Origin of the sequence: Variovorax sp. UC122_21 (assembly GCF_044056785.1) — a bacterium.
GTDB lineage: Bacteria > Pseudomonadota > Gammaproteobacteria > Burkholderiales > Burkholderiaceae_C > Variovorax.
The window spans coordinates 2,361,545-2,374,535 of sequence record NZ_CP172003.1 but is presented as its reverse complement, the minus strand read 5'-3'; the positions used below and the strand labels follow the sequence as shown (position 1 = coordinate 2,374,535).

Here is a 12,991-nt window from a genome sequence, read left to right as displayed (position 1 = left end):
ACTCAACCAGGGATCCCTTCATGTCCGATACCGTTACTTCCTCTCTAGAGACGCCGGAGTCCGGCCGGACCTTCGCGCGTCGCGCGAGCTACACCACGGGCGTCTGCCCGCCGGCCGAACCGCAGTGGCCGCACTTCCTGACCGGGCAGGAGAACGCGCCGGTGCGCGTGCTGCTGGTGGACGACGACGAGTTCATGCGGCGCGTGATCGCGCAGGAGCTGCTGTCGGACATGCGCATCCAGCTGCAGGCGCAGGCCGGCAGCGTGCGCGAGGGGCGGCGCCTGCTGGCGTCGCAGGAATTCGACGTGCTGATGCTCGACCTGCACCTGGGCGACGGCACCGGCTTCGACCTGATCCGCGAGGCACGCAAGCAGCACAGCTACTGCGAGATCATCGTGGTCTCGGCGCTCGAGGACGACGCCCACGTGATGCGCGCCTTCGAGCTCGGCGCGACCGGCTACCTGCTGAAGAACGCCTGGCTGCAGAGCTTCGCGCAGGCGGTGCTGCAGGTGGTCAACGGCGGCGCGGCGATCACGCCGCGGCTGTCGCGCCGCCTGCTCGCGCGCCTGAGTCAGCAGGGCGGCGATGTGCCGCCGGACGCTCCGCAACGCGAAGCCACGCTGACCGTGCGCGAGCGCGAGGTGCTGCGCTGCGTGGCGCGCGGCTGCGTCTCGAAGGAGATCAGCGAGCGGCTGGGCATCTCGGGCCAGACCGTCAATGCCCACATCAAGAACATCTACAAGAAGCTGCAGGTGCATTCGCGCGCGCAGGCCGTGAGCTTCGCGACGCACACCGGCCAGCTCTGAGCCGCCGTCCCTTCTCCCTCGCGCTTCTCCTCCCCCCTTTTCCTTTCATCGGACACCCCATGACCACCTCCATCATCCATCCCGTCGTCCTGTGCGGCGGCAGCGGCACGCGCCTGTGGCCGCTCTCGCGCAAGGCATTGCCCAAGCAGTTCGCGCCGCTGGTGGGAGGCAAGAGCCTGCTGCAGCTCACGCTGGAGCGGCTGCGCGGCCTGCATGGCGAGATCACCTGCATCGCGTCGGAGGAGCATCGCTTCCTCGTGCGCGAGACCGTGGACGCCGCCGGCATCGGCGGGCGCCAGATCCTCGAGCCCGGGGGCCGCAACACCGCGGCCGCGATGGCGGTGGCGGCGCTGCAGGCCGGGGCCGACGACCTGCTGCTGTTCGCGCCCGCCGACCATCACATCCCCGATGCCGAACTGTTCGCGCGCACCGTGCGCGGCGGCGTCGAGGCGGCGCGCGCCGGCCGCATCGTGACCTTCGGCGTCACGCCGACCTTCGCGAGCACGGCCTACGGCTACATCGAGGTGGGTGCCGCCGCGGGCGACGGTTGCAGCCACGCGGTCTCGCGCTTCCTCGAGAAGCCCCAGGCCGAGGTGGCGGCGGCGCTGATCGCGCATGGCGGCTTCTGCTGGAACGCGGGCATCTTCCTGGTGCGCGCCGGCACGCTGGTCGCGGCCTTGCGCACGCATGCGCCCGACATCCTGCTGGCCTGCGAGCACGCGGTCGCGTCGTCGTCGGTCGACGGCAGCTTCCTTCGGCTCGGCGTCGAGGCCTTCCAGGCCTGCCGCAGCGAGAGCATCGACTACGCGGTGCTCGAGAAGCACCCCGACATCGCGATGGTGCGCTTCGAGGGCGCGTGGAGCGACGTGGGCAGCTGGAACGCGGTCGCGACCCTGCACCCCGCCGACGAGGCCGGCAACCGCACGAGCGGCAAGGGCCGCAGCCTGCGCGCGCGCAACACCTTCATCCATGCGCCGCACCGCCCGGTGGTGGCGCTGGGCACCGAGAATTTGATCATCGTCGACACGCCCGACGCGGTGCTGGTCGCGAGCGCGGACTGCGCGGAGCAGGTCGCGGAGGTGGTGCGCATGCTGGCGCTCGAGGGCCGGCCCGAGGCCACCGAGCACCGGCGCACGGTGCGGCCCTGGGGCGCGTACCGACAGCGTCGACAACGGCGAGCGTTTCCAGGTCAAGCACATCACGGTCAAGCCCGGCGCCAAGCTGTCGCTGCAGATGCATCACCACCGCTCGGAGCACTGGATCGTGGTGCAGGGCACGGCCAAGACCACCTGCGACGGGAAGGTCAGGCTGGTGCGCGAGAACGAATCGATCTACCTGCCGCTGGGTTGCGTGCACCGGCTCGAGAACCCGGGCAAGACGACGCTGGAGGTGATCGAGGTCCAGACCGGCAGCTACCTCGGCGAAGACGACATCGTGCGCTTCGACGACAGCTACGGGCGCTGCGGCATCGTGGCGGATCGCGGCGATGCGCAGAACCAGCCGCTGCTGTCGATCGCCGGCGAAGGCGCGGTCGCGGCGCCGGCGGTGGCGTGGAACAGTCCGCGTCCGCTGCCCGAAGCGCAGCCCGCCTGAGGCGGCGCGGCGCTCAGAACGAGAAGCCGGCCTCGTTGCGACGCAGGTCGGCGTCCACCATCATCTGGCAGAGCTGCTCGAGCGTGGTGGTGGGCTCCCATCCAAGGTGCTCCCTGGCCTTGGCGGGGTCGCCGATCAGCAGGTCGACCTCGGCGGGACGGTGGAAGCGCGGGTTCACGCGCAGCACCGTCCGGCCGGTCGCCGTGTCGACGGCGGTTTCCGCCTCGTCCGCGCCCCTGAACTCCACCTCGATCCCCGCGCCCCGGAACGCCAGGCGGACGAAGTCGCGCACGGTCACGGTGCGGTTCGTCGCCAGCACGTAGGTATCGGGCTCGCTGGTCTGCAGCATGCGCCACATGCCTTCCACGTACTCCTGCGCGAAGCCCCAGTCGCGCTGCGCGTTGAGGTTGCCGAGTTCCAGCACGTCGAGCTTGCCGAGCTTGATCCGGGCCACGGCGTCGGTGATCTTGCGCGTCACGAACTCGCGCCCGCGCAGCGGACTCTCGTGGTTGAACAGGATGCCGCAGCTGCCGAAGATGCCGTAGCTCTCGCGGTAGTTGACGGTCATCCAGTGCGCATAGAGCTTGGCCACGCCGTAGGGGCTGCGCGGATAGAACGGCGTGCTCTCGACCTGGGGCACGGCCTGCACCTTGCCGAACATCTCCGAGGTCGATGCCTGGTAGAAGCGGATCCGCCGGTCGATGAGCCGGATCGCCTCGAGCAGGTGCAGCGCCCCGATGCCGGTGATGTGCGCCGTGGCCACGGGCTGGTTGAAGCTGACGCCGACGAAGCTCTGGGCCGCGAGGTTGTAGATCTCGTCGGGCTGCGTCTGCTGGACCAGGCTGAGCGAGCTTCCCTGGTCGGTGAGGTCGTACTCGACCAGATGCAGATCGGGATGGTCCTGGATGCCGAGTTCCTGGATGCGCCAGAAATTGACCGAGCTGGTGCGGCGGTAGGTGCCGTGCACCACATAGCCCTTGGCCAGCAGCAGTTGCGCCAGATAGGCACCGTCCTGGCCACTGATGCCCGTGACGATCGCGATCTTCTTCTTCATCACGGTTCCTTGGTTGAGGTGGATGCAGCGTACAGGAGTTCCACCGTCGCGGTTGGCAACTTGGGCCTTTCGACTACGTACCCTACAACCCGAGGGTCGCGCGCCGACGGCGCCCCTGCCTACATTTAAAGCAAGCAGAAAGTACTCCATTCGTGAATTCCGCGATAACCTGGGACACCCAGGTCGCTTCGACAAAAGGGGAGTCATTCATGTCCGACGAATCAACGTCCATCCGCAAGAGCTTCGCCGAGTCCAACGGCGGTCAGGTCTATCGCCTCCGGCCGCGCGAGGCCGGCGGGGCCTGTCGACCGGGCGAGCCGCAGTGGCCGCATTTCATGACCGGGCAGGACGATGCCCCGGTGCGCGTGCTGCTGGTGGACGGCGACGAGGGCATGCGCCGCGTCATCGCGCAGGAACTGCTGTCGGACCTGCGCATCCGGCTCCAGGGCCAGGCCGGCAGCGCGCGCGACGCGCGGCGCCTGCTCGCGTCGGAAGAGTTCGACGTGCTGATGCTCGACCTGCGCCTGGCCGACGGCTCGGGCTTCGAGCTGATCCGGGATGCGCGCAAGCAGCAGAGCCACTGCGAGATCATCGTGGTCTCGGCCCTCGAGGACGACGCCCACGTGCTGCGCGCCTTCGAGGTCGGCGCCACCGGCTACCTGCTGAAGAACGCATGGCAACAGAGCTTCGCGCAGGCGGTGCTGCAGGTGGTGAACGGCGGCGCGGCCATCACGCCCAGGCTGTCGCGACGGCTCCTGGCACGCATGGGCCAGCATTCGGTCGAGCGGCCCACGCCCGACGCCCATCCGCTGGACATCGTGCTGACGACGCGGGAGCGCGAGGTGCTCGACTGCGTGGCACGCGGCCAGGCGACGCGCACGGTGAGCGAGGCGCTCGGCATCTCGATGCAGACCGTCAATGCCCACATGAAGAACATCTACAAGAAGCTCAACGTGCATTCGCGCGCGCAGGCCGTGAGCCGCGCGACCCTGACCGGGCTGCTGTGAGCCGGGCGCCGGCGGTTCAGGCGCCCGAGCGCGTGCCGATGCGCACCACCGCCTTCGCGGGCAGCGCCCGCCAGTCGATCCAGTCGCCCTCCACCGCATGGTGGGTGGCGGCGGCGGCGCCTTGCGGCGCGCCCCATTGCAGCGTGAATTCGCGCTCCCCGAGCCGCAGTTCGATCTCGAAGGCCGGCCAGTGCGCCGGCACGCGCGGCGCGAGCGACAGCGCGTCGCCCTTCACCGTGAGGCCCAGCAGGGTCTCGACCGCCGCGCGGTGCAGCCACGCGGCCGAGCCCGTGTACCAGCTCCAGCCGCCGCGTCCCACGTAGGGCGCGGCGCCGTAGATGTCGCCCGCCATCACGTAGGGCTCGAGCTCGTAGGCCGGGCCGCGTCGCGGATCGCTGGCGCGATGGGCCGGGCTCAGGCCCTCGAAGCTCGCCCAGGCCGCTTCGCGGTCGCCGAGCAGCGCCTGCGCCATCATTCCCCACACGGCGCCGTGCGCGTACTGTCCGCCGTTCTCGCGCACGCCCTGCGGGTAGGCCTGGATGTAGCCCGGGTTGTTGGCCGACTGCACGAAGGGCGGCGCCAGCAGGCGCAGCAGCCCGGCCGTGTCGTCGTGCAGATGCGCCTTCGCGGCGGCCATCGCTGCCTGGGTATGGCCCTCGTCCGACGCGCCCGACAGCACCGACCAGGCCTGCGCGATCAGGTCGATGCGGCACTCGTCGTTGGCGGCCGAGCCCAGCGGCGCGCCGTTGTCGAAGAAGGCGCGGCGGAACCAGGCGCCGTCCCAGCCGGCGTCGTGCAGCGCGGCGATCCAGCCTTCGCGCGCGCGCAGCCAGCGCGCGCCGCGTTCGGTCTCGCCGCGCGCCTGCGCGATCGGCGCATAGCGCTCGACCACGCTGCAGAGGAACCACGCGAGCCAGACCGATTCGCCGCGGCCCTCGTGGCCGACGCGGTTCATGCCGTCGTTCCAGTCGCCCGTGCCCATCAGCGGCAGGCCATGCGCGCCGATCGCGAGGCTGCGGTCGATGGCCAGCGCGCCGTGTTCGTAGAGGCTGGCGACGCGGCCGGCATGCTGCGGCGTGTAGTAGGCGTCCTCGGCGCCGGCCGGGATCGCCGCGCCCTCGATGAAGCCCACGCTCTCGTCGAACAGCGTGCCGTCGCCCGTCACCTGCGCATAGTGCGCGGCCGCGAACGGCAGCCACAGCAGGTCGTCGGAGAAATGCGTGCGCACGCCGGCGCCGCCGGGCATGTGCCACCAGTGCTGCACGTCGCCCTCGGGAAACTGCCGTGCCGCGTTGACCAGGATCTGCGCGCGCAGCCGCTGCGGGTCGGTGAGCGCGAAGGCCATCGCGTCCTGCAGCTGGTCGCGGAAGCCGAAGGCGCCGCCGGCCTGGTAGAAGCCGGCCTTCGACCACAGCCGGCAGGCCAGGGTCTGGTAGACCAGCCAGCGATTGACCATCGCGTCGAACAGCGGATCGGGCGTGCGCACCCGCAGCCGGCCCAGCAGCTCATCCCAAAAGCCGTCGACCTGCGCGAGCGCGGCCGGCACGTCGTGTTCGCGCCAGCGCCGCGCGAGCGCGATGGCGGCCTCGGCGCTGTCGGCATGGCCCAGCACGAAGGTGAAGCTCGCACCCTCGCCCGCGGCCAGCCTGAATTCGCCGTCGACGGCCGCGCAGGCATCGAGCCCGCTGCCGCCGCGGCCCCCGAGGCTGTCGGGCACCTCGACGATGCCGCGGCCCCGGAAGAATTCGTTGCGGTCGCAGGTCCACTGGGTGGCGCCCGGCAGGCCCGCGAGCATCAGGAAGGCGGTGCCGCCGCCGAAGCCGCCGCTCGATTCGCGCTGCTCGCCGAACACGGCCGGCAGATCGTCCTGCTTCCAGGTCCGCACGCTGCGGCGCTCGCCGCGCGCCGCGCCCAGCTGCCATTCGGCCATCGCGAGCGCGCGCAGCCGGCGTGTGCCGCCGCCGTCGTTGCGCAGCTGCACATGCACCAGCTTCACGGCATCGTCGCGGTCGGCCAGGAAGGTGGTGCTCAGCGACAGCCCGGCCACTCGGCATTCGAAGACCGTGTAGCCCTGGCCATGGCGAACGCGGTGCAGCAGATCGTCGGGGGCGCCCCACGCTGGCGCCGCGCCCCGCCGGCGTGAGCGGCAGCAGCTCGCGCGACGCCAGGTCCTGCAGCAGGTAGTGCTCGAAGGCCGGGTCCTGCACCGGGTCGTTCGACCACGGCGTGAGCTGGTGCATGCGGCTGTTGCCGGCCCAGGTGAAGCCGTTGCCCCACTCGGAGACCTGGAAGCCGAAGCCCGCGTTGGCGATCACGTTGATCCATGGCCGCGGCGTGCGGCGCGCCAGGCCGACCTCGAAGCGGAACTCGCCGCTCGCGGCATCGAACTCGCCCGCGACGGTCTCGGATGGCAGGCTCGGCGCGGCCCCGCTTGCCAGCGGCACCGCCGGCGGCAGCACGGCCTCGGGCGCCCACGGCCCCATGCCGCGCGCCTCGCGCAGCGCGGCCACCTGCACGTCGAGCGCGCGCCCGTCGGCGGTGAACACCACGCGCGCCATGCTCGACAGCGCCGCGCGCTCGGCGGCCGACACCTCCTGCTCGTGCAGCAGGTAGAAGCCGGCCGTGTCGTTGCGCGGAAAGCTGTTGCGCGTCTGTTGCAGCACGCGCTGGCGCAAGGTCTCGATCTCGCGCTGCAGCGACAGCAGGTAGGAGGCCGGCTCGCCGTTGATCACCACCAGGTCGCAGGCCACGCCGCCGAAGCCCCACCACGGCTGCGCGCGCAGCAGCGCGTTGACCAGGCCCATGCCGCTCATCGAGTGGATCAGCACCAGCACGATCGGCTTGTCGCCCGAGATGCCGAAGCGCCAGATCTGCCGCAGGTCGAACAGGCCGCGCTCGCCCATCGGGCGCGGCGTGGTGTAGGTGAGGATGGTGGTGAGGTCCTGCAGCGCCACGTTCTGCGCGGGCGTGATCGTCAGGTCGCGCAGCCGCACCTGCGCCAGCGTGGCGGCCATGCGCTTCGTGCGCTCCACGTGCATCGGCTCGAGGTAGCGGTCGATGGTGGGCATCAGCGCCTCGATGCTGTCATCGGCCGCTGTGGCGAAGCCCAGCCGCGCGGTGGCGCCCGGCGCGATCGACAGCCGCACGCGCAGGCAGGCGATCGGGTCGAGGCCGTTCACGGGTGCGCCGGCGGCATCGAGCGGCTGCATGTCGATCGCCGGCGCCGCCAGCGTGCGGTTGCGGCCGACGAAGGCGCGCCGGTCGGTCATGCAGTCGATGGCGATCACGTGGGCATCGACCGAGGCCACGAAATGCACCGCCGCCACCGCCGGATCGCCCTGCAGCCGCGGCCGGCGCGACATCAGCAGCGCGCGCAGGTCCGGGCGCCAGCGCGACTCGACGAACAGGTTGGCGAAGGCCGGATGGGCCTCGTCGGCCTTCGGGTTCGAGAGCACCGGCTCGAAGTACGAGAACAGCTCGAGCGTGCGCGTGCGCTCGCCGGTGTTGTGCAGGCTGATGCTGCGCAGCTCGGTGTCGTCCTCGGGGCTGATCAGCACCGTGGTGCGCACCTGCAGGCCCGGCCCGCTGGCATCGAACTGCACCTGGTCGGCGAGGAAGCGGGTGCGGTACTCCCAGTCGATGCCGGGCGCGGGCAATGCGGTCAGCGAGACCGGCGTGTCGCGCGCGTCGTCGCGCAGGTAGAAGAAGGTGCCGTAGCCGTCGCGCAGCGGGTCGTCGCGCCAGCGCGTGACGTTGAACGAGCGCCAGCGGCTCACGCCCGCGCCGCTGGCGCGCAGCGCCACCGTGTAGCGGCCGTTCGACAGCAGGTGCGTGGGCTGCGGGCCCGGCGCCAGCGGATCGACCAGCCGCGGCTGGAACATCGGCGGCAGTTCGCCGCGGCTGGGCTCGGGCGGCGAGCGCGGGTCGGCGCTGCCGATGATCTGGCGCGGCGTGCGTTCGTGCAGCAGCGAGAGATGCGCCTCCACCACGGCCGCGCTGCCGAACCAGCGGCGCGGTGCGTCGTCGCGCAGCACGTTGCACAGCGCCACCAGGGTCATGCCCTGGTGGTGCGCCATGAAGTTGCGCACGACCGTGAAGTCCTGCCCTTCGTGCTGGCGCGAGGCGGTGAAGTCGACCGCGTCGTGGAAGCCGTAGGCGCCGCGCGCGCCGAGCGATTCGAGCAGCCGCAGGTTGTCGACCGCCGCGGCCGGCGCGAGCACCGCCGCCAGCGCGCTCGCATAGGGCGCCACCACGCGGTCGGTGGGCGGCGTGCGGCGCAGCGCGAGGCGCGGCACGCCGAAGGGCGCGTACTGGTAGGCCAGCGAATGGTCGCGCCCGTGATAGGCCGACTCCGATACGCCCCAGGGCAGCTGCTGCGTGCGTGCGAAGGCCCGGTGCTCGGCGATGGCGGCGGCGTTCGCCACCTGCAGCAGGCCGTCGTCGGGCTCGGGCATCACCAGCGAGGGCATCAGGTACTCGAACATCGAGCCCGACCACGACTTGAGGCCGGGCCGGGAGCCCACCAGCAGGAAGGGCCGGCCCAGCGCCATCCAGTGGCGCCGCGGCACGTCGGCCTTGGCGATCGCGAGGAAGCTCAGCAGCCGCGACTCCGAGGCCATCAGGTCGTAGTAGCTGGCGTCGAGCACGTCGTCGTCCACGCGCAGCCCGATGTGGAACAGGTGCCGCTTGGGGTCGTAGAGGCCGCGGAAGTCCATGCCGTCGCACAGGGCCTCGCAGCGCCTGGCGAGCGCCTCGAGCGCCTCGCCGTTGGGCGCGCCGGCCGCGTCCTGCGCCGCGAAGGCGCGGCAGGCCTGCGCCACCGCGATCAGGTGGCCGGCGAGGTTGCCGCTGTCCACGCTCGAGACGTAGGCCGGCGCCAGCCGCTCGAGCGTGCGCGTGTCGTACCAGTTGCACAGGTGGCCCTGGTGCTTGTGCAGCCGGTCGACGCTGCCGAGCGTGGCCGAAAGCCGCGCCACCAGCTCGGTGCTGCCGATCCAGCCGAACTCGCGCGCGCACGCGGCCGCCAGCAGGTACATGCCGATGTTGGTCGGCGAGGTGCGGTGCGCCAGCGCCGGCTCGGGATCGGTCTGCAGGTTGTCGGGCGGCAGGTGGTTGTCCTGCGCGCCCACCACGTGCTCGAAGAAGCGCCAGGTGTCGCGCGCCAGCGCCTCGAGGTAGTCGCGCTGGCCGGTGTCGAGCGCGTCGGGACGCCCGGTCTCGACGCGGCTGCCCCACCAGGCCGCGACCGGCGCCAGCGCCCACAGCACGAACAGCAGCGGCGCCAGCACCGGCCAGTCGCTGCGGTACGCGGCCACGGCCAGCAGCAGGCAGGCCAGGCCGACCGCGCCGCCGCCGCGCACGAACACGGCCAGACGCTGGCTCGACTGCGCCTGCGATTGCGCGGCGGTGGTCCATTGCAGCAGGCCGCGCCGGCTCACCAGCAGCCGCCACAGCGCGCGCGCCATCGCATCGAGCAGCATGCGCGCCTGCGCGGCGAGCTGCACGAACTGCCAGGCCGCGCCAGCCAGGGCGCGCAGCAGCTCGACCGCGCCGACGTCGAAGAAATGGCGCAGCTCGATCGCGCGCCGCGTCGGCACCAGCCCGGCCAGCGCGCCGAGCACCGGGCCGATGGTCAGCCCCGCGGCCACGGCCAGCAAGGTCCAGCCCAGCGGCAGCGCATGCGTGAACACCACCAGCACCAGCAGCGCGAACGAGGCCGGCACCACCAGCGAGCGGCGCAGGTTGTCGCCCATCTTCCAGAGGCCCACGGCATCGATGCCGTAGTGGCCGGCGCGCCGCATCAGCGGCAGCAGCTGCCAGTCGCCGCGCACCCAGCGGTGCACGCGCGAGGCGAACACGCCCGCGTGGTGCGGGAAGTCCTCCACCAGCACGATGTCGTTGACCACCGCGCAGCGCGCCATCGATCCTTCGAGCAGGTCGTGGCTCAGCACCGCGCCATCGGGCAGGCGGCGATCGAGCACCGCGTGCACGGCGCGCACGTTGAGCAGGCCCTTGCCGGTGAACGATCCGCTGCCGAACACGTCCTGGTACACGTCGGAGGCGCCGTTGCTGTAGGGATCGAGCCCGCAGGCGCCCGCGAAGATCCAGCGGAACGGCGAGCGCTCCTCGCGCGGGCCGAAGGGCGTGACGATGCGCGGCTGCAGGATGCCGTAGCCGCCGACCACGCGGCGGCGCGCGGCATCGACGCGCGGCGCATTGAGCGGATGCGCGGCGACCGCGACCAGCTCGCGCAGCGCGCCGGGCGGCAGCACGGTGTCGCTGTCGAGCGTGAGCACGTAGGGCGTGCGGCCGGTCGCGAAGCTGCCGGGCGCCAGCGGCAGGAAGCCGTCGGCCTCGCCCTGCGCCAGCAGGCGCAGCAGCATCTCGAGCTTGCCGCGCTTGCGCTCCCAGCCGATCCAGCGCCGCTCGGTGTCGCTCCAGCTGCGCGGGCGGTGCAGCAGCACGAAGCGCGGCAACGCGCCCTCGGCCGCGGGATGGCGCGCGTTGAGCGCCGCGATGCGCGCGAGCGCGTCCTCGAGCAGCGGCGCATCGCCGGGCAGCGTCGCGAGTGGCGCGTCGGCCCAGTCGGTCAGCAGCGCGAACTGGGCCTGTTCCTCGCGGTTGGCGAGCCAGTGCAGCTCGAGCCGGTGCGCGAGCTGCGCGTTGCCCTCGGCCGAGACCAGCATCGCCGGCACAGCCACCAGCACCCGGTGGCGCGCGGGAATGCCGGCCGCGAAATCGAGCCGCGGCAGCGGCTGCACGCGCACCGACTCCGCGACGATGCGCTGCACCAGCGCGGTCACGGCCTCCGACAGCGGCCAGGCGAGCAGCGCGAGCGCCAGCACCGACAGCCAGCCGCCGCGATGCGGCAATCCGTGCGCGACGGCCAGCAGCAGCAGGCCGGTGAACAGCACGACGGCGAAGGCATAGAGCGGCAGCCGCCACGAGCGCGTGCCGTGCCGCGCGGCGCGGCGCGCGCGCTGGCCCGCGGCCTCCGGGTTCGGGCGCAGCAGCGCGTCGAGCGCGGGCAGGCCCTGGCCGAACAGGTAGTAACCGGCGGTCTCGTCCGCCGGGTCGACATCGGGCTCGCGCGTATCGATGCCGTCGTGCGCGGCCGCGATGGCGAGTCGCACCACCGCCTGCGCCACCTCGCGCTCGGAGCGCCGGCTCTGGCGCGCCACCTGCTCCATCGCGTGCGTGATCTGCTGGCGCGTGGACTCGCTCTCGGCCGCGAAGCTCGGCAGCTCGCGCAGCACGCGCAGCGAACGGCTCACGGGTTCGATCAGGTCGTTCCACTCCACCTGCCCGACCATGCGCAGCGTGGTGATGATGTTGCCGACGGTCAGGTTGGCGGCCACCTGCGCGTCCTGCGCATCGCGGATCAGCGCCGCGCCGTTCGGGCAATGCTGCTCGGTCCAGCGCACCAGCGCGGGCATGTTCTCGCCATGCTCGCCCGGCAGGCGCTGCCACAGCTGCGTGAGGTAGCTGTGCTGCAGGCCGTGGCTGTGCAGCGCGCGGAACAGCACGTCGAGCTCGGCCGCGTCGAGCCGCGCGGCCGCGTCCCAGGCCGCATGCGCGATCTCGCCCGCCACCTTGTGCTCGGCGATGCTCTCGGCCACGCGGCGCAGGTTCTCGAGCAGCACCACGCGCAAGGTCGTGGGCAGCGCCCAGAGTTCGCCGAGCGTGAGCTCGTCGACGTCCTGGTAGGCCTCGAGGAAGCCGGTGAACAGCGCCGGGTTGAGCACGCTGTCGGTGTGGGCCACGTAGGCCCAGGCGATGCCGTAGACGCGCGGCAGGCCGGCCAGCGGCGCGCGCGCGAGCTTGGGCAGGCGCGCGTAATGCTGCGCGGCACGCCGTCCTGGATCTGCTGCAGCTGCGCCTCGACCAGGTGGAAGTTGTCGAGCAGCCATTCCGCGGCCGGCGACACGTAGCGCCCGCTCTGCGAGATCAGCGCGATGTAGTCGAAGGCGCCGCGCAGCGACTCGAGGTTCTCGTGCACGCGCGGGAAGAACGGCGCGCGCTCGCGCGCGTGGCGAGGCCGGTCGTCGTCCTCCACCAGCGCCTGCGCGCGCGCGAGGCTGCGCCCGTGCTGCTCGAAACGCTGCGCGCCGAACAGCTCCGCGCGGATCGGCGGTGCCACCGGATCGTGCGGGTCGAGCAGCAGCTTGCGCGCATAGGCGCTCAGTCCGTCGAGCCTGTGGACGATGGCCGCGGCGCTCAAGCCGCGAGGAACAGGCCGATGCCGAGCACCACGGCGACGCAAGCCAGGGTGACGATGCGGCCGGCCGCGAGCGCGTGCAGCTGCTGCAGGCGGCCGCGCAGCGAGGACCAGCGTCCGTGCGCGCGCGCGCAGTGGCGCATGTGGGAGGCGAGGGAGTCGACGTCGCTGCCGATGAGGTCGGCGTGCGAATGGGGGACGAGAGGGGGGCGGACATGGCTACGGCTCCTTGTGACGGATCAAGAGCTGCCGCGCGATCGCGATAACTGTGAACGTCTGCCGACCGTACTCTCTTTCCGGCCCCCGCGCTCAC

5 protein-coding genes and 2 pseudogenes are annotated in these 12,991 nt (G+C 72.0%); 3 read left to right on the top strand and 4 right to left on the bottom strand.

What is annotated here, in order from left to right:
- Positions 1-20 precede the first annotated feature (20 nt).
- On the top strand, positions 21-806 hold the full coding sequence (locus ACHMXE_RS11780; RefSeq protein WP_203207362.1) for a response regulator transcription factor: 786 nt from the start codon (positions 21-23) through the stop codon (positions 804-806).
- Positions 807-865: 59 nt separating this feature from the next.
- A pseudogene (locus ACHMXE_RS11775) lies at positions 866-2,399 on the top strand (mannose-1-phosphate guanylyltransferase/mannose-6-phosphate isomerase).
- A gap of 13 nt (positions 2,400-2,412) precedes the next feature.
- Here ACHMXE_RS11775 and gmd read toward each other — a convergent pair.
- Entirely contained in the window at positions 2,413-3,453 is a 1,041-nt protein-coding gene (gene gmd / locus ACHMXE_RS11770) for a GDP-mannose 4,6-dehydratase (protein ID WP_203207364.1), read from the bottom strand.
- Positions 3,454-3,662: 209 nt separating this feature from the next.
- Here gmd and ACHMXE_RS11765 point away from each other — a divergent pair, with 209 nt between their 5' ends.
- Positions 3,663-4,460 (top strand): response regulator transcription factor, encoded by a 798-nt coding sequence (locus ACHMXE_RS11765; RefSeq protein WP_203207365.1) that lies wholly within the window; start codon positions 3,663-3,665, stop codon positions 4,458-4,460.
- A 16-nt stretch (positions 4,461-4,476) separates the two neighbouring features.
- On the opposite strand, the gene ACHMXE_RS11760 is transcribed toward ACHMXE_RS11765, so the two are convergent.
- From ACHMXE_RS11760 to ACHMXE_RS11750, 3 genes and pseudogenes are all read right to left on the bottom strand, one after another.
- Entirely contained in the window at positions 4,477-6,555 is a 2,079-nt protein-coding gene (locus tag ACHMXE_RS11760; protein WP_395347361.1) for a GH36-type glycosyl hydrolase domain-containing protein, read from the bottom strand.
- A 97-nt stretch (positions 6,556-6,652) separates the two neighbouring features.
- A pseudogene (locus tag ACHMXE_RS11755) lies at positions 6,653-9,079 on the bottom strand (glucoamylase family protein); the annotation flags it as partial.
- A 3,598-nt stretch (positions 9,080-12,677) separates the two neighbouring features.
- Positions 12,678-12,821, bottom strand: coding sequence for a hypothetical protein (locus tag ACHMXE_RS11750; RefSeq protein WP_395346122.1), 144 nt, complete (start codon positions 12,819-12,821; stop codon positions 12,678-12,680).
- Positions 12,822-12,991 lie beyond the last annotated feature (170 nt).